The organism is Burkholderia sp. Tr-20390, from assembly GCF_017104595.1.
In the GTDB taxonomy this organism is placed as follows: domain Bacteria; phylum Pseudomonadota; class Gammaproteobacteria; order Burkholderiales; family Burkholderiaceae; genus Burkholderia.
Genome location: NZ_JAAGPC010000179.1, coordinates 1 through 17,221, shown reverse-complemented (window position 1 = coordinate 17,221; position 17,221 = coordinate 1). Strand labels below are relative to the sequence as shown.

The 17,221-nt window shown below is 67.7% G+C and carries 18 protein-coding genes; 8 read left to right on the top strand and 10 right to left on the bottom strand.

What is annotated here, in order from left to right; all coding sequences use genetic code 11:
* From G3N98_RS32305 to csgH, 6 genes are all read left to right on the top strand, one after another.
* A partial coding sequence (locus G3N98_RS32305) for a CsgE family curli-type amyloid fiber assembly protein (protein WP_046549555.1) occupies positions 1–351 on the top strand: 351 nt, incomplete at its 5' end.
* 30 nt (positions 352–381) lie between these two features.
* Complete coding sequence (locus G3N98_RS32300) at positions 382–819, top strand: curli assembly protein CsgF (RefSeq protein ID WP_089474183.1); 438 nt, start codon at positions 382–384, stop codon at positions 817–819.
* A gap of 24 nt (positions 820–843) precedes the next feature.
* On the top strand, positions 844–1,782 hold the full coding sequence (locus tag G3N98_RS32295; RefSeq protein ID WP_206150466.1) for a CsgG/HfaB family protein: 939 nt from the start codon (positions 844–846) through the stop codon (positions 1,780–1,782).
* 31 nt (positions 1,783–1,813) lie between these two features.
* The gene (locus tag G3N98_RS32290) at positions 1,814–2,353 is read left to right on the top strand and encodes a hypothetical protein (RefSeq protein WP_144030289.1); all 540 of its coding nucleotides are present in this window, start codon (positions 1,814–1,816) and stop codon (positions 2,351–2,353) included.
* 131 nt (positions 2,354–2,484) lie between these two features.
* A complete protein-coding gene (locus tag G3N98_RS32285; RefSeq protein ID WP_206150465.1) occupies positions 2,485–3,861 on the top strand; it encodes a hypothetical protein in 1,377 nt (458 codons plus the stop codon).
* A gap of 71 nt (positions 3,862–3,932) precedes the next feature.
* Positions 3,933–4,253, top strand: coding sequence for a curli-like amyloid fiber formation chaperone CsgH (gene csgH, locus G3N98_RS32280; protein ID WP_175238030.1), 321 nt, complete (start codon positions 3,933–3,935; stop codon positions 4,251–4,253).
* Positions 4,254–4,298: 45 nt separating this feature from the next.
* Here csgH and G3N98_RS32275 read toward each other — a convergent pair whose 3' ends face one another.
* Positions 4,299–5,210: a LysR family transcriptional regulator gene (locus G3N98_RS32275; RefSeq protein ID WP_206150464.1), complete on the bottom strand. Its 912-nt coding sequence runs from the start codon at positions 5,208–5,210 to the stop codon at positions 4,299–4,301.
* Between the two features lie 126 nt (positions 5,211–5,336).
* Between G3N98_RS32275 and G3N98_RS32270 the strand changes: the two genes are divergently transcribed.
* Positions 5,337–6,356, top strand: a complete 1,020-nt coding sequence (locus tag G3N98_RS32270) for an NAD(P)-dependent alcohol dehydrogenase (protein ID WP_206150463.1) — start codon at positions 5,337–5,339, stop codon at positions 6,354–6,356.
* 53 nt (positions 6,357–6,409) lie between these two features.
* On the opposite strand, the gene G3N98_RS32265 is transcribed toward G3N98_RS32270, so the two are convergent.
* From G3N98_RS32265 to G3N98_RS32255, 3 genes are read right to left on the bottom strand one after another with little or no spacing between them, the layout of a single operon-like run.
* Positions 6,410–7,600, bottom strand: coding sequence for a porin (locus G3N98_RS32265; RefSeq protein WP_206150462.1), 1,191 nt, complete (start codon positions 7,598–7,600; stop codon positions 6,410–6,412).
* A 51-nt stretch (positions 7,601–7,651) separates the two neighbouring features.
* Complete coding sequence (locus tag G3N98_RS32260) at positions 7,652–8,440, bottom strand: ABC transporter substrate-binding protein (protein WP_089428293.1); 789 nt, start codon at positions 8,438–8,440, stop codon at positions 7,652–7,654.
* 50 nt (positions 8,441–8,490) lie between these two features.
* Positions 8,491–9,612, bottom strand: a complete 1,122-nt coding sequence (locus G3N98_RS32255; RefSeq protein WP_206150467.1) for a M20 aminoacylase family protein — start codon at positions 9,610–9,612, stop codon at positions 8,491–8,493.
* Positions 9,613–9,796: 184 nt separating this feature from the next.
* On the opposite strand from G3N98_RS32255, the gene G3N98_RS32250 reads away from it, so the two are divergent.
* Positions 9,797–10,756 (top strand): LysR substrate-binding domain-containing protein, encoded by a 960-nt coding sequence (locus G3N98_RS32250; RefSeq protein WP_206150461.1) that lies wholly within the window; start codon positions 9,797–9,799, stop codon positions 10,754–10,756.
* Positions 10,757–10,801: 45 nt separating this feature from the next.
* On the opposite strand, the gene G3N98_RS32245 is transcribed toward G3N98_RS32250, so the two are convergent.
* From G3N98_RS32245 to G3N98_RS32220, 6 genes are all read right to left on the bottom strand, one after another.
* Positions 10,802–13,114, bottom strand: coding sequence for a TonB-dependent receptor (locus G3N98_RS32245; protein ID WP_089474175.1), 2,313 nt, complete (start codon positions 13,112–13,114; stop codon positions 10,802–10,804).
* 192 nt (positions 13,115–13,306) lie between these two features.
* The gene (locus G3N98_RS32240) at positions 13,307–14,524 is read right to left on the bottom strand and encodes an MFS transporter (protein ID WP_206150460.1); all 1,218 of its coding nucleotides are present in this window, start codon (positions 14,522–14,524) and stop codon (positions 13,307–13,309) included.
* The gene (locus G3N98_RS32235) at positions 14,521–15,597 is read right to left on the bottom strand and encodes an ABC transporter substrate-binding protein (protein ID WP_206150459.1); all 1,077 of its coding nucleotides are present in this window, start codon (positions 15,595–15,597) and stop codon (positions 14,521–14,523) included. The genes G3N98_RS32240 and G3N98_RS32235 overlap by 4 nt, the downstream gene beginning before the upstream one ends.
* A 34-nt stretch (positions 15,598–15,631) precedes the next feature.
* Positions 15,632–16,042, bottom strand: a complete 411-nt coding sequence (locus tag G3N98_RS32230; RefSeq protein WP_009694203.1) for a biopolymer transporter ExbD — start codon at positions 16,040–16,042, stop codon at positions 15,632–15,634.
* On the bottom strand, positions 16,042–16,755 hold the full coding sequence (locus tag G3N98_RS32225) for a MotA/TolQ/ExbB proton channel family protein (protein ID WP_206150458.1): 714 nt from the start codon (positions 16,753–16,755) through the stop codon (positions 16,042–16,044). Before G3N98_RS32225 ends, G3N98_RS32230 begins: the two co-directional genes overlap by 1 nt.
* Before the next feature lie 41 nt (positions 16,756–16,796).
* The gene (locus G3N98_RS32220) at positions 16,797–17,084 is read right to left on the bottom strand and encodes an energy transducer TonB (RefSeq protein ID WP_083264193.1); all 288 of its coding nucleotides are present in this window, start codon (positions 17,082–17,084) and stop codon (positions 16,797–16,799) included.
* Positions 17,085–17,221 lie beyond the last annotated feature (137 nt).

Below are 17,221 nucleotides of genomic sequence, written 5' to 3'. Positions count from 1 at the left end.
GCCGCGCGCCACGCCCTTCCGGAAGACCAGCTCGGCGGCACGGTCACGACCGATGCCGTGACGCTCGCCGGCCGCGATTTCTATACCTACTTCTCGCAGACGTGGTCGGAAATCCCGCTGAGCGAGCGCTACATGGTCGCCATTCACGAACGTCCGTCCGGGCGTTACGGCAGCCTGATCTGGGTCGAATTCCAGCAAAAGCGCGTATTCCAGACCTTCCTGCCGATCGCACGCGCAAACGTCAAGGCCGTGGCCGAAAGCGCCGCCAGTATTTCCTTTCAAACCGTCATTCAGGACGATCTGTCGAATTTGCTGTTTCCCGATTCGGATCTGGCCAAAGACGAGATTTAGTCGATTAATCAAAAACAGGGGTTAGGGAAAATGAATCGAATCAGATTGAGCGTGATCGCGCTGGTCGCGATGACCGCGGTGTCGCCGTATGCGTGGTCGTCGACGCTGGTTTATCAGCCGAACAACCCGAATTTCGGCGGCAACCCGGCAAACGGCCCCAATCTGCTCAACGAGGCCAACGCGCAGAACAAGCACACGGATCCGTCGCTGTCGGCGTATTCATCGCCGACGTCCACGTCGTCGCTCGACCAGTTCAATGCGCAGCTGCAGCAGGCAATCCTGTCGCGCGTCGCCGGCTCGGTGACGAACTCGATCGTCGGCACCAACGGCGAGCTCAAGCCGGGGACGATCAGCACGGGCAACTTCACGATCGTCGTGAGTGCGGCCGGCAACGGCAACCTGCAAGTGACGACCACCGACAAGACGACGGGTGCGACCTCGACGTTCATCGTCAGCAACGGCCAATAAATCGAAAAAAAGACTGAGCGAATCATGAAAAAAAATGCTGAACGCACACGCTTGAACACGGGGACGACACGGATCGCCATGGGCGCGCTGTTGCTGCTGTCGCTGGTCGGCTGCGTCACGCGGCCGATGCCGGCCTTGAGCAACGCGACGCTGACGCCGCCGACGCGCACCACACGCGACCTCACGCACCTGCCGCCGCCGAAGGGCAAGATCGTCGCGGCCGTGTACGGCTTTCGCGATCTGACCGGGCAATACAAGGCATCGCCGGACAGCTCCTTCTCGTCGCAGGTCACGCAGGGCGGCGCGTCGTTCCTCGTCAAGGCGATGCGCGACTCCGGCTGGTTCACGCCGGTGGAACGCGAGAACCTGCAGGACCTGCTGACCGAACGCAAGATCATGCGCGCCACCGACGGCGCGGATGCGAAGAAGGCGCAGAACGATGCGATGGCGCCGCTGATGCCCGCGAACATCGTGCTCGAGGGCGGCATCGTCGGCTACGACACGAACGTCCGGACCGGCGGGGCCGGCGTCGCCTACCTCGGGATCAGCGGGTCGACGCAATACCGGATCGACCAGGTCACGGTCAACCTGCGCGCGATCGACATCCGCACGGGCCAGGTGCTCAACAGCGTGTCGACGACCAAGACCGTCTACTCGTATCAGGTCGACACAGGCATCTATCGCTTCGTCGGCTTCAAGGACCTGCTGCAGGCGGAAGCCGGGCTGACACGTAACGAACCCGCGCAGATCTGCGTGAACGAAGCGATCGAATCGGCGCTCACGCACCTGATCGTCCAGGGCGTCGCGAACCAGACCTGGGCGCTGAAGAACGACCAGGACTGGTACGACCCGACGATGCAGCGGTATCTGCAGGAAGACCGGAAATACGCGCAGGACATGGAGGACGCGAACACCGCGTACGACCCGCAGAAGATCGATCGCCAGGGCGCGTCCACTCATTAACCGGGCCAGGCCGGCCAGCGGAGAAAACAGGATGAATCGACACCATGATCGGAACGGGCGCGCCCGCGTGGCGCGGCAGGCGCTCGCGACCGTGTGGGCAGCAGCAGCCATGCAGGCGGCGTTTGCGGCACCCGTGCCGCTCAACGATCTCGGCCCGCCCGAACCGGCATTCGACTACAGCGGCAACATCGTCGCGGTCCGCCAGAGCGGTGTCGGCAACGCCGCGTCGCTGGACCAGGCCGGCCACAACGGTGCGCTGATCTGGCAGGCCGGCGACGGCAACGCGATCGTCGCGCGGCAGGCCGGTGCGCAGAACTGGATCGCGGCGTCGCAGGCCGGCTTGGGCAACAGGTTGAATGCGACGCAGCGCGGCAACGGCAACACGTTGCAGGTGCAACAGAACGGCGCCGGCAATTCGGTCGACTCGACGCAGGTCGGCACGTCGCTGTCGGCGCGCGTCACGCAGAACGGCAGCAACAACGCGGTGAACCTCGTGCAGGGCGGATCGAACACCGGCATCCAGGTGATCCAGACCGGCAACGGTGCGCGCGCCACGGTGCTGACGCGGTAACGGTTATGCAGTTTGCAGGTGCTTTGCTTCAAGTGGTGTGAGGTGCGGGACGTGAGAGCGTCCTCATTGGCGGGGGTGCCGGCAAAAGATCCACTTTTCCGGCGAATTTTCTTTCGAATCAGGAGCAACAAATGAAGGTGACCAAGTCTGCAATCGCAATCGCAGTGCTGATGCTCGCATCGGCTGCCGCACAGGCCGATTCGTCGGGTAACACCGTGAATATCGGGCAAACCGGCAACTTCAACTCGGCAACCGTCGAACAGACGGCGACGAACGGTGATGCGGTGTCGATCAACCAGTCGGCAGCCGGCAACGATCCCCGCTACGGGTTCGTCGCCAACGTGACGACGCAGGGCGGCAACGGCGACACGACCGTGATCCAGCAGAACTCCTGGTGGGCGCAGCCGTATTCGAGCGTGAACGTGTCGCAAACGGGCACGTCGAACGAGCGGAACTATGTGACGCAGTCCGGCGGCGGCGACTTCTCGGCGACCATCACGCAGACGACGTCGGCCTACACGGGCGGCCCGCAATACGACACCAACACGATCAACCAGTACAGCTACATCGACAGCGCGTCGATCTCGCAGCAAGGCGGCGGCTGGAACAACGTGACGATCAACCAGGGCACGCCGAGCCAGTCGGCGATCGGCAACAACGCGACCGTCGCGCAGACGGACACGGTCGGCAACACCGTCGGCATCGCGCAGACCGGCAACAACGGCACCGCGAACGTCCAGACGACCTGGGGCGGCGGAAACGCGACGTCGATCACGCAAACGGGCGGCACGACCAACGCCAGCGTGACGCAGTTCGCCGAGGCTGGCGACCAGGTCACGACGACCCAGAGCGGCACCGAAACCGCCACCGTGAATTCGTCGTTCGGCGGCGGCAACACGACGACGATTTCGCAATCGGGCGGCGTGAGCGGCAACAACGCCACGGTGCACCAGCTCGCGGCGGCCGGCAACGCGACGTCGATCACGCAGACCGCCGACGGCAACAACGCAACGGTCAATCAGTGGTTCGAGTTCGGCGACAGCGCGACGATCAACCAGTCGGCCGCGTCGAACAACGCGACGATCACGCAGCAGTACGGCTACGGCAACGGCGCGTCCATCACGCAAACGGCCGCGTTCAACACGGCGTCGATCACGCAGAGCAGCTCGGCCGGTTCGACGGCATCCATCACGCAGGCGTCGGCGGACAACCTGGCGTCGGTGACGCAGTCGGCCGCATCGGGCTCGTCGGTGACGGTGAGCCAGTCGGGCGACATCGGCAACTACGCCAATGCGTCGCAGACGGGTGCGGATGACGTGCTGAGCCTGTCGCAGGCCGGCGGCTTCAACATCATCAACGCGTCGCAAGTGTCGGGCACGGGCAACCAGGGCTACGTGACGCAGATCGGCTACAACAACAACGCCACGCTGGTACAGCAAGGCAACGCGAACTACGCGAGCATCAACCAGAACGGTTTCAACAACACCGTTTCGCTCAAGCAGCACTAAGCACCGCCGGTGTAACGAAAAGGCCGGACGGTTACCCGTTCGGCCTTTTTTTCATTCGACAGGGGACGATCATGGTTGGCATTCACGATCTCAACGCCTATTTCGACATCGCCGCCAGTGCCGGCGGCGTGAACATCGTGCCGCACGTGCGGGCGGCCGCGCCGGTCGACGTGTCGTACAGCCTGCGCATCACCAGGACCGGCGGCGCCGGCTCGGCCTCGCTGACACGCTCCGGCGAATCGCGACTCGCCGGCGGCGAGGATCAACCGCTGGCGACGCTGCGGCTGAGCGTCGATTCGGGCGACATCTGCCAGGCGACGCTGGTCCTGCACGTCAATGGCGAGCACGCGGAGTATTCGGTGGACTGCAATCCGCACCGGGCCACGAATTGAGCCGGTGCGGCGCGGGCCTGTCGCGATCGCCGCACCGCGCCGGCCTCAATCATCCGACGCCAGCATGCGCGGTATCTCGTCGACGAGCGCATCGATGACGACGCGCACCTTCGACGGCACCTGGCGCGAGGCCGGCCGCACCGCGAACACTTCGGCGCCCGACACGCTGTTGCTGTCCATCACGAGCGCGAGGCGGCCGTCGCGCAGGTAAGGCGCCATCAGCCAGCACGGCAGCCACGCGAGGCCCGCGCCGGCAGCGGCCGCATCGGCGATCGCCTGCAGGTCGTCGAGCCGCAGGCGGCCGGCCGGGCGATGGTCGTGCACCGCGCCGTCCGCGCCGAGAACCCGCCACGGCGTCGGTTGCCCGCCGCGCGAATACGCGATGCCGACGTGCGACGCGAGCGCGTCGAGCCCCGTCGGCCGGCCATGACGGTCGAGATACGCGGGCGACGCGCAGATCCCCATGCGCTGCACGCCGAGCTTGCGACCGACCAGCGCACTCGTATCGGCCAGCTCGCCGATGCGCACCGCGATGTCGAAGCCGTCATTGACCAGGTCGGCCACGCGGTCGCTGAACGACACGTCGATCTCGAGCCGCGGATGGCGCTCGACGAGGCGCCGCATCACGGGCGCCACGCACTGTCGCCCGAACAGCACGGGCACGCTGACGCGCAGCCGCCCCGCCGGCTCGCGCTGCCCCGCGTCGAGCGCGGCCTCCGTCTCGCCGAGTTCGGCCAGCAGCCGCCGGCACTGCTCGTAATAGACGAGCCCCTCGTCGGTCAGGCCGAGCTGGCGGGTCGTGCGCTGCAGGAGCCGCGCGCCGAGGCGGCGCTCGAGCCGCGCGACGACCTTCGCGACAGCCGAGCGCGTGACGCCGAGCCGCAGCGCGGCCGCCGCGAAGCTGCCCGACTCCACCACGTCGACAAATTCGGCCACGCCTCTCAGCCGCTCGTCCATGCCATTCCGCTCCGGTTGGGTCACAGGGTTGTGTCCGCACAGGCGACAGTCGTTGGCCAATTTCTCGCCAATGCGTCCCCATGCGCAACACTATGATAGTCCGCTCTATCTCGAAAAGGAGTCGACATGCACGCATGGCAAGTGAAACCGGGCGACGGCGTGGCCGGGCTTCGGCGCATCGACGCAACACGCCGCGCGGTCGGGCCGACCGACGTCGTCGTGAAGATCCACTCCGCCGGCCTGAACTACCGCGACCTGATGTTCGCGCGCGGCGACTATCTCGGCATCGGCACGGACGCGCTGATCCCGGTGGCCGACGGCGCCGGCGAAGTCATCGAAACCGGCCGCGACGTCACGCGCTTCAAGCCGGGCGATCGCGTGATCAACACGTACTTTCCGCACTGGATCGACGGGCCGCCCACGCCGCAGAAAGTCTCCGGGTCGCCCGGCGCGCAATTCGACGGCGTGCTGGCCGAACATTTCGTGTCCGACGAGGCCGCGCTGGTCGCGATTCCCGCGCATCTGAACTACGACGAGGCGGCGACGCTGTCGTGCGCCGGGATTACCGCGTGGAACGCACTGTTCGCCGACGGCGACCTGCGGCCCGGCGCGACCGTCGTGCTGCTCGGCACCGGCGGCGTGTCGATCGTCGCGCTGCAGCTCGCGCATGCGGCGGGGCTGCGCACCATCGTCACGTCGTCGAGCGATGCGAAGCTCGAGCGCGCCCGCGCACTCGGTGCGGACGCAACCATCAACTATCGCGCGACGCCCGAATGGCAGCACGACGTGCTGCGACTCACCGGCGGCGCGGGGGCGGATCTGGTCGTCGAAGTCGGCGGCAAGGACACGCTGCCGCGCTCGGTCGCGGCGACGAAGCTGGGCGGCATCGTGTCGGTGATCGGCGGCCTCAGCAGCTTCGCCGGCCCCGAACTCGGGCTGCTGTCGCTGATCGGCGGGATCCGGCAGTTGCACGGGATCATGGTCGGCAGCCGCGCGATGCTCGACGATGTCGTGCGCCTCGTCGACGCGAAGCAGATCCGGCCGGTGGTCGATCGCGTGTTCGGCTTCGACGAAGCACCGCAGGCTTATGCGCACCTGCAGTCGGGGCAGCACTTCGGCAAGGTCGTGATCCGCGTCGCGCAGTGAGCGCATCGTGGCGGCGGGCAGTCCGGCCCGCCGCCGTTTCCGTCATCGCGCCGTCAGAACTTGTGACGGATCCCCGCGTGAACCATCAGCTGCTTCGAAGTCGACGACAGGTCCGCCGCGCCGGGAACATAGGCCTGGTCGAGCGACGAGCCCGTCGCATCGCCCGCGATTCGCTGGTACGCGCCCATCAGGTACACGTCCGTGCGCTTCGACAGGTTGTAGTCGGCCATCAGCCCGAGCGAATGGATCTTCGGCTTCGCGCTGCCCGTCGTCGCGTCATAACGCACCGTCGTGTACACGTACTGCGCCCCGACGAACAACGCCGGCGTGAACTGGTATTTGCCGTTCACCTCGAAGTTCTGGTACTTGATCGACGACACCGTGCCCCCCGCGAGCGGGCCGGTCATCGGCTCGATCGTCTCGTCGCCGAACAGGTAGCCGACGTTCGCGGTCGGCCGCGTGACGTTGCTGTTCGTGTACGCGAACCCGACCGTCGCGGGCCCGGCCGTGTAGTTGATGCCCGCACCGAAAATCCGCAGCCGCGCCGACGCAAAGTTCGCATCGGCGCCGACCGACCCCGAGCCCGCGATCGCGCCGCCCGACGTCGCGCCCGGGTTGTCCGCATTCAGGAACGCCGCGCCGACCAGCAAGCCGCCCTGCTCGTACTGCGCGCCGACGCTCCACTGCCGGTTGTTCGCGAAGCCCGTGTCGTTGCTGAAGCTGTACGTGCCGCCGAACGAGAAGCCGGCGAAATCCGGGCTCGCGTACTTCACCGTGTTGTTCACGCGGAACGTGTTGCCGGTGTTGTCGTTGTCGAGCGGATGCGAGAACGGGTAGACGCCCCAGCTGCCGTTCGCGGTCGTCGGCGCGAGATAGTCGACCACCGCATCGTATTGCCGGCCGAGCGTCAGCGTGCCGAACCGCGTGCTGCCGAGCCCGACGTACGCCTGCCGCCCGAACATGCGGCCGCCCTGCGCGAGCGTGCCGTTGTTCACGTTGAAGCCGTTCTCGAGCTGGAACAGCGCGCTGTAGCCGCCGCCCAGGTCCTCGGTGCCCTTCAGCCCCCAGCGGCTGCCTTGCGCGAAGCCGCTTGCCATCTGCCACGCGCTGTGGCCGCCGACGTTGTTCGTGTAGTCGATGCCCGCATCGACGAGCCCGTACAACGTGACGCTGCCTTGCGCGAATGCGAACGCGGGCGCCGCACACAGCGCCGGGACCGCGACGAAAGCCAATCTCCAGTTCATTCGTTTTCCTTATTTATCGTGTCGTGACTGCCCGTTTCCGGGCGTCGCCGCTTACTTCGCGCCGTAGATGTCGAAGTCGAAGTACTTCTTGTTGATCCGCTGGTACGTGCCGTTCGCGAGGATCGTCGCAAGTGCGTGGTTGAAGGCCTCGCGCAGGTCGTTGTCCTGCTTGCGCAGCCCGAGCCCGTCGCCCTGCCCGAAGTACTTCACGTCGTCGATCGCGGCGCCGACGAACGCGAAATCCTTGCCCTGCGGCTTCTTCAGGAAGCCGTCACTGGCCGCGATCGATGCCTGGAACGCCGCGTCGAGCCGGCCCGTCACGAGATCGGCATAGACCTGATCCTGGTTCTGGTACGACACGACCTGCACACCGGCCGGCTGCCAGTTCGCGACGGCGTAGTCGGCCTGCGCGGAACCCTGCTCGACGCCCACGCGCTTGCCCTTCAGCGCGTCGGCCGTCGGCAGCAGCGGCGAGCCCTTGCGCGCGACGAGGCGCGCCGGCGCATTCGAGATCCGGTTCGTGAAGGCGATCTGCTGCTGCCGCTTCGGCGTGATCGTCATCGACGACGCGATCACGTCGAACTTGCGCGCGAGCAGCCCCGGGATCATCCCGTCGAAACTCGACTCGACCCACACGCAGCGCGCATGCAGCTCCGCGCACAAGGCGTTCGTGATGTCGATCCCGAAACCCGTCAGCGTGCCGTCGGGCAGCTTGTATTCGAGCGGCGGGTAAGTCGGATCGACCGCGAGGCGGATCTCCTTGCCCGCCCAGTCGCCCGCATGCGCCGCCCCTGCCGCCAGCGCCACCGCGAGCGCCGCCATCCGTTTCCACTGCTTCATTGCCAGTCTCCTTCCTTGTGTGAATCGTCAGTCAAAATCGTGCGGGCCCATCACGCGAGGTAGCGCTCCGCCAGTGCAATCCAGTAGCTCGCGCCGGTGGCGAGGCACGCGTCGTTGAAGTCGTAGCCGGGGTGGTGCAACCCGCATCCGGCGGCGCCGTCGCCGTTGCCGATCGACAGGTAGCTGCCGGGGCACGCGTTCAGCATGAACGCGAAGTCCTCGCTGGCCGCGATCGGCCGCAGGTTCGGGATCAGCGCGCCGTCGCCGCCCCATTCGCGGGCGACGTCGCGGGCAAACGCGGTTTGCTCCGCGTGATTGACGAGCACCGGGTACGTATGCCGGTAGTCGATCTCGGCGCTCGCGCCATAGCTCGCGGCCTGCCCGTGCACGATCTCGCGAATGCGCCGTTCAAGCAGCGCCCGCACGTCCGGCGACAGCGCACGCACGCTGAGCGCCAGATCCGCGTGCGGCGGAATCACGTTCGATGCGGCGCCCGCATGGATCGAGCCGGCCGTCACGATCGCCATCTCCTGCGGGTTCACGTTGCGCGACACGACGGTCTGCAGCGCCATCACGATCGACGCGCACACGACCACCGGATCGATCGTCGTATGCGGCGCCGCGCCATGCCCGCCGCGCCCGGTCACGCGCACCTGCACCTCGTCGGCCGAGGCCATCGCCGGGCCGTCGCAGAAGCCGAGCACGCCGGCCGGCAGCCCCGGCACGTTGTGCATCGCGAACACCGCATCGCACGGAAACTGCTCGAACAGCCCGTCGTCGATCATCCGCTTCGCGCCGCCGAGCCCTTCCTCGGCCGGCTGGAAAATCAGGTTCAGCGTGCCCGTGAAGCGTTCCCGCCCGGCCAGGCAGCGCGCCGCCGCGAGCAGCATCGCCGTATGGCCGTCGTGGCCGCACGCGTGCATCACGCCGTCGCACCGGCTCGCGTGCGGCAGCCCGGTCGCCTCGCGGATCGGCAGCGCGTCCATGTCCGCGCGCAGCCCGAGCCGCTTGCCGGGGCCGCGCGTCAACGTGCCGACCACGCCCGTGCCGCCGAGCCCGCGCGTCACCCGATAACCCCACGTTGTCAGCAACCCGGCGACCAGATCGCTCGTCGCGTGTTCCTCGAAGCCAAGCTCCGGATGCGCGTGCAGCCGGTGGCGCAGCGCAATCATCTCCGCCTCGATGGCTGCCATTTCCGGATGGATAGGTGTGTGGTCCAACCCCGATTCTCCTCGATGCGTTCCGGTTGTCGATCGCCCGAATGACCGACCGTGCCCGCATCGTAGGCAGCGAAAATCCCGGCGAACAGCCGCGGTTTCGTTATGATGACAACCATTCGTTGTCGGGTATCGCACCATGAGCACGATCAAGCTGCATCAGTTGCAGGCGCTCGTCGCGAGCGCGGAGGCCGGCAGCATCCGCGGCGCGGCGCGCACGCTCGGGCTGTCGCAGGCGGCCGTCACGCGCGCGCTGCGCGAGCTGGAGGCCAGCGAACGCCTGCCGCTGCTGGTCCGCGCGCCGGAGGGGATCGGCTTCACCGAATACGGCAAGACGCTGCTCACGCACGCGAAGCTCGTGCTGAAGCAGCTCGAACACGCGCAGAGCGATCTCGAGCGCATGCGCGGCCGCGTCGAGGGCCGGTTGAGCATCGGCGTCACGCCGTGGCTCACGATGACCGTCCTCGCGGAAGCGGTGCTGCGTTTTCGTGAGCAGATGCCGGACGTGCGCCTCGAGCTCTACGAAGCGCTGATGGCCGTCGCGCAGCCGCTGTTGCGCGACGGCAGCATGGACTTCGCGCTCGGGCACGTGCAACCGGGCGGCACGCCGGAATTCGCGTTCGAGCCGATGCTGCGCTACGAGACCGCGGTGATGGTGCGCGCCGGCCATCCGCTCGAGCACGCGCGGTCGATCCACGACCTGCTCGACCACGACTGGGTGCTGAATTTCGCGGCCGACGGCCAGGCCGCGCTCGTCGATTACCTGTTCACGCGCCACGGCGCCAAAATCGACGAGCGGCGCATCGTGCGTGCGCAGTCGGTGGCGATGCTGCAGACGATGCTCGAGCAGGCCGACATGTGCACGTGGTGCCCGACGATCCTCGCGGCCGTGCCGTCGTTCGGCGAACGGATGCGTGCGTTGCAGCTGAAGGAGACCTTCGAGCCGCGCGACCTCGGGATCGTCACGCGGCGCAGCAGCACGCTCAGCGACGCCGCGCGCTGCTTCATCGACTGCCTGCTGCACGTGATCCGCCGGCATGCGCGCTCGGCACGCAAGGCGGATCTCGCGCTGTTCAGGACGCTGTCGCTGCTGATCTGACGCGTGGCAGGCGCGGCTCGCCGCCGCGCCGCCGCATGTCGCCCGTCAGATCTTCGCCGTCAGCGTGATCCCGACCGTGCGCGGATCGCCGTACAGCGCCGGATACGCGCCATACGACGGCAGCAGCTCGAGCTTCTTGTAGACCTTGTTGGTCAGGTTCGTCACGTAGCCCGTCACGATGTACTTCTGGTTCGGCGTCGTGTAGGACACGTGCGCGTTCAGCACCGTGTAGCCGCCCTGCCAGAGTTGCGGCATCGTCTGCCGCGTCGCGCTGAAGTACTCGCGGCTGCGGTAATTCACGTCGCCGCCGGCCGTCAGCGTGCCGAACGACACCGGCACGCGATAGTCGAAGCCCGCGTTGATCGTCGTATGCGGCGAACGCGCGAACGAATTGCCGACGGCGGTCGGCACGTAGCGGAACTCCGTGTAGCGCGTGTTCAGCATCCCGAGGTTCGCGAACAGGTAGAGGCTGTTGACCGGCTGCGCCTTCAGCTCCAGCTCGAAGCCGTCCGCGCGCCCCTGCCCCGCATTCGACAGCGTCGACACCGGCGGCCCGCCGAACGGGTTCGGCGCCAGCGCGAACACCTGGATGTCGCGATAGTCGTAGTGGAACACGCTCGCGTTGACGATCAGCCGCTTGTCGAACCACTCGCTCTTGATGCCGACCTCGTAATCGGTCAGGTACTCCGGCGACACGGTCGACACCGTGCTCTGCGTATACGCGTTGCCGTTGTAGCCGCCCGAGCGGAAGCCGCGCGCATAGCGGAAATACGCGCGCACGTTGCTGCTGAGCGCATATTCGGGCGTGAGGTCCCAGGTCGGCGCGCGCCACGTGTTCGTCTGGTTCTGCCGCGCGCTGACCGCCAGCGGCGACGACACCGACGACGGATCCCACCAGCTGCCCGGATTGCTGAACGTCACGTTGCCGGTGCCCTGCAGCCCGGTCAGGTTGATGTTCTTGCGCTCGATCGTGTAACGCAGCCCGCCCGTCACGTTGAAGCGGTCGGTGAAGCGGTACTTCACGCTGCCGAAGATTGCCGCGCTCTGCGTGTGCTGCGTGAGGTCGGTCAGGTGGTAGAACGCGGGCGACGGCGAGCCCGGCAGGCCGCCGCCGGCGCCCTGCTCGGCCAGTTGCTCGGTGAACAGGTGCGTGCCGACGAGCCAGCTGAACCGGTCGTTCTGCGGCGATTCGAGCCGGAATTCCTGCGAGAACTGGCGGCTCGACAGGCGATCGTGCGAGCGTGCGACGTCGAGCGCGGAATAGTCCTCGTCGTCCTGGTACCAGCGATGCAGCCCTTCGAACGCGGTGATCGACGTCAGCGTCACTGCCGGGTTGATGCGCCAGTGCGCGGTGAGCGACGTGCCCCAGGTCGAGATGTGATCGCTCGACGGCGCGTTGAGCGATACCGTGTACGGATCGCTCGACCCGACGAAGCCGAACTGGTTCGCGCCGCCCGGCCCCGCACCCTGCGCGTGCCATGCATTGCCGCCGCCCGTATAGTTGCGGCCGTGGATGTTGAACAGGAAATCGGTATCCGAGGTCGGCACGGCCAGCACCTGGAAGCGCACCGCATTGTCGTGGAAGCCGCCGAAGCGCCCTTGCTGCACCGTGTTCGTGTAGAAGCTGTCGGCGTTCTCGTGATACACCGACACGCGCGCGGCCAGCACGTCGTTCTTGCCGATCGGCCCGCCGATCGCGGCTTCCGCGAGCCGGCTGTTGTACTGGCCGAGCCCGATCTTGCCGTAGCCGCTCACGTCGAAGGTCGGCTTCTGCGACGTGATGCTGAGCGCGCCGCCGACGGTATTCTTGCCCCACAGCGTGCCCTGCGGGCCGCGCAGCACTTCGATGCGATCGAGGTCGAACAGCGGGAAGCCTTGCCCGAACACGCTGTTGATGTAGACGTCGTCGAAGTACACGCCGATCGGGCTCAGCGACAGGTCCGACGGATCGTTGCTGCCGACGCCGCGCAGGAACCAGCGCGGCCGCTCGCGGCCTTCGGTCGACTGGCCGGTGAAGTTCGGCACATATTTCGTGACGTCGTTCACCACGCGCAGCTCGTTGTTCTTGATCGTGTCCCCGCTCAGCGCGCTCACCGCGACCGGCACGTCCTGGATGCTCTCCTTGCGCCGGCGAGCGGTCACCGTCACCGTGCCGAGATTCGTTTCGCGTGCGGCCGTGCCGCGGGTCGCACGGGCGGCCTTCGGCGCTGCCGCGGCGGCATCGTCCGCGCCCTGTTGCGCCGGCTTCGCGTCCGGCGCCGCCGTCACCGCGCCATCTTCCGCCCAGGCGGGCAACGATACGGCTGCACCCGTCAGCAGCCCCCCCAGCGCGGTGACGATTAGTTTTTTCCTGAACATCGATGAGTCATCCTGTTTGATCGGTTGAACGCACGTGCGTGCGCGACGCACGGGTGATCTATTGCAATTCGGATGCCAGCATCGAGAGGCCCGTCGCACGGGGCTTCCGGTATGTGTGACGCGTAGGAGTTGCTGCATGCGCATCTGTGACGGGAAGCAAACTGCTTGTCACGCAACACCCGATGAGGGTCGTCAGGAGAGCTTTGCAGTCATGGGCTGCGATGCATCGCGCCGCTTCGTTGCGACGCGTAACGCGAACGTAACGAGCACGACGACGGGCAGCCAGCACAGAAACACGCCCGGCAACCCGACAACCGGCACGAGCGCGCTGCCGGCCAGCGGGCCGCAGAACGCGCCCGTCATCGACGCGAGGTTGTAGAGGCTCGACACCTGGCTCTTGTCGGCCGGGTGACGGCCGAGACGCTGCATGTTGACGAGATGCAGCAGCGACGACCCGGCGCACAGCGCGGCGAGCCCCGCGCCGACGATCCATACGTCATGGGCGAGACCCAGCGCGAGCAATCCGGCCACGGCGCCGGCAAGACTGAGCGCGTGGCAGCGGCGCGCGGTCATCCGCTGCGCGACATGCCCGAGCCCGAACAGCGCGATCACCGCGACGACGCCCTGCAGCGTCAGCAGCGCGACGGCTTTCGTTTGCGACAGCCCGAGCGACTGGATCGCCAGCACCACCGTATACGCACCGGCGAGCGAACGGGTCGCGCTGTTCACGGCTTCCAGCACGAGCTGCTCGCGCACGTCGTGACTCCACGCGAGCGCCAGCAACGCGCGCAGGCCACCGGGTTCAGGCGGCACACCGCGCGCCGCGGGCTCCGCATCGCCGAGCAGCGTCCGGCTGAACAGCGCCATGCCCGCGAAACTCGCCGATGCCGCGCAGAACGTCGCGACCGCGCCATGCGCGCCGAGCAGCCCGCTCGCGAGCCACGGCCCGACCATGCCGGACCCGACCGACATCGCCGCACGGTACCAGCCGGCGCGTGCGAGGCCGATCTGCGCGAGACGCGCGAGGAACACGCCGTTGATCGACACGATCCGGAACGGGATGCACAGCCCGATCAACACTTGCGTGAGCGCGATCAGCGACCATGCGCCGGTAAACGGCACGACGAGATTGAGCAGCATCGGCCCCATGCTCGCGACGAAGTACACGCGCCGCGCGCCGTAGCGGGCGACGAGCAGCCCGGCCGGCAGCGTCATCAGCGCGATGCCGAGCGGCTCCATCGCCGCGATGATCCCGAGCCGTGCGCTGTCGACGCCGAGCGCGAGCGCGTACAGCGTCGTCGCGAGCTGCGCCATGCTGATCGTCGTGCCGCTCGCGAGCGCCAGCAGCATGAAGCCGCCGGTGAAGCGCTCGCGCCGCCATGCGTCGGCGACGCGTGCCGATGCGCTCACCGCGCGGCGTCGCGAGACCGCGTCGCGATGCCGTCGAGCGCGCGCCGGTCGATCCACGCGCGCACGTCGAAGTCGGCCGGCAGGAAGCGCCATTCGACGAGGAAGCGCTTGAAATCGTCGAGCGCGGCGATCGACGCTTCGTCGAGATCCGTGCGCAGCCGCCGGTGCACGTCCGCGCCGTACGCGAGCCGCAGCCAGTCATGGCCCGATCCCGTCTCGCGGCCGAGATAGCCGAGCACGTCCTGCTCGTGCTCGCGCGCCCAGCCTTCGACATCGGTCACGCGCGCGAGGAAGCGGCTGACGATGTCGGGATGCCGGTCGAGCGTCGACGCATTGACGGTCAGCGGCCGCGGCGACCCGTTGTTGATGCGGATCTGCGGATCGGGATGAAAACCGATGTCGACGACCGCCTGCGCGCCGATCAGGTGCGCGGTTTCGAGCCCGAGCGAGCCCTTCACGTAGATCGCGTCGACCTCGCCGCGCACGAGCGCGGCCGCTTCGGCCGCGTAGAGCCGGCGGCTCGACAGGCTCGCGGGATGGCTGAAGGCCGCGTCGCGCGTCGCCGGTGTCGACACCGGTGCGCGCAGGTTCGACGCGGGCACGTCGATCCATTCGACGTCGGCGGGGCCGAGCCCGTCGAGCGACAGCGCACTGACGAAGCCGCGCAGCGCCGCCGCACGGAAGATGTCGATGCGCTCGCCGTCGCGGCGCGGCAGGCCGATGCGGCGCCCGCGCAGGTCCTTCGGCCGCTTCAGGCCGCTTTCCGGCAGCGCGACGATCGCCTGCGCCTCGTCGACCCAGGTCAGCGCGACCACGCGCGTGTCGGCGCAGGCCGCGCGCGCCCACAGCGCGGGAATGCTGCCGCCCTGCCGGAATGCGTTGTCGAGCGAATGATCGACGTGTGCGTGATGCAGTGCCGCGTGCTGGCTCTCCTGCAGCGCACGCACGGTGATGCCGTCGCCGGCGAATTCGCTGTCGAGCCAGCCGAGATGCGCGGCGATGCCGAGCGGCGTCGGCACCGGACAGCGTGTGTACCAGATCGACTGGACGTTGGAGGAAGCCGTGATGCTCATGGATGCGTTCTTGGACAGAGTCGTGAACCGCGCGTCAGCCGCGCGGCGCGGTGAGCACCGACAGCCGCGTGATGCCCGCATGCTCGATCGCGGCCATCAGCTTCGCGACCGTGCCGTACGGCACGTGCTCGTCGGCCTGCAGGTCGAGCGCGACGTCGGGCCGGCCGGCCTTCAGCGCGGCCAGCTCGGCCGGCACGGCGGCGAGCGCGACCGCTCGCTTGTCGAGATACACGACGCCCTTGTCGTCGACGCTCACGGTGACGTTCGGCTTGCGATCGGCCGGCGCCGTGGCGACGGTGTTCGGCAGATTCACGTGCACCGCGTTGTTCAGCAGCGGGGCCGTGACGATGAAGGCGACGAGCAGCACGAGCATCACGTCGACGAGCGGCGTGATGTTGATTTCGCTGAGCACGTCGTCGTTGTCGGAGGAAGAGGAGAAAGCCATTATGCGAAGGCCTCCTGACGGGTGTCGCCGGCACGGCGTGCCGGCGCGGGCGCGGCGGCGGCCGGCACGCGGAAGCCGGCCTTCTGCGCGAGCGTGACGAAATCGGTGGCGAACGCGTCGAGGTCGGCCGACGCGGCCTTCACGCGGCGCACGAAGAAGTTGTACGCGAGCACGGCCGGCACGGCGACCGCGATGCCGATCCCGGTCGCGACGAGCGCCTCGCCGATCGGCCCGGCCACGACGTCGATGCTCGCCGACGCGCTGTGCGTGATCGCGGTCAGCGCATGGATGATGCCGAACACGGTGCCGAACAGGCCGACGAACGGCGCGGTGCTGCCGATCGACGCGAGCACCGCCAGCCCCGCCTCCTCGCGCCGACGCGCGTTGTGGATCTGCTGCCGCAGATGCCGTTCGAGCAGGTCGTGGCGGCTCCAGCTGTGTTCGAGGTCGTGCGCGCTGCTCTCGTCGGCGCGCCGCAGCGCGTCGAAGCCCGTCGCGGCGAGTTCGCCCACCGGGCTGTTCGCACCGTCGAGCGCGGCGGCCTCGTGGAAGCTGTTCGCCGCCCAGAACGCGCTGACGTAGCGCCGGTTGCGCGCGCTCGCCCGCAGGCTCTGGATCGCCTTCACGACGATCAGCGTCCACGTGACGACGGAGAAGACGACGAGCAGCCAGAGCGCGCCCTGGACGATGAAGGTGGTCGGAATACCGTTCATGATGTGAGTTCCTTTGAAAATGTGGCGGGCTGCCCGGCGGGTCAGCCCAGCTTGAAATCGATCGGCACGTTGACCCAGCCGTCGACCGCTTCGTCGCCGCGCTTCGCGGGCACGAACGTCCAGCGCTTCACGGCGGCCACCGCCGCCGTGTCGAGCATGCGGCGGCCACTGCTCGTGCGGACCTCGACGGAATCGGGTGAGCCGTTCGCGAGCACGTGCACGCGCAGCACGACGCGCCCTTCCCAGCCCTGGTCCTGCGCGAACGCCGGATAGTCGGGCGCCGGGTTGCGCAGGTAGGCCGCGTCGCCGATCGGTGCGGTTTCGCGCACCGGTGCGGCAGGCGCGTCCTGTCGCCAAGCCGCGTGGCCAGTTCGGGTTGCCGTCCGCATCGTGTCGCGCGGTAGTCGACGATTGATCAGCGCCAGACTGCCGGCAGCGATCACTTCGCCGAACTTTTAGAGATGGC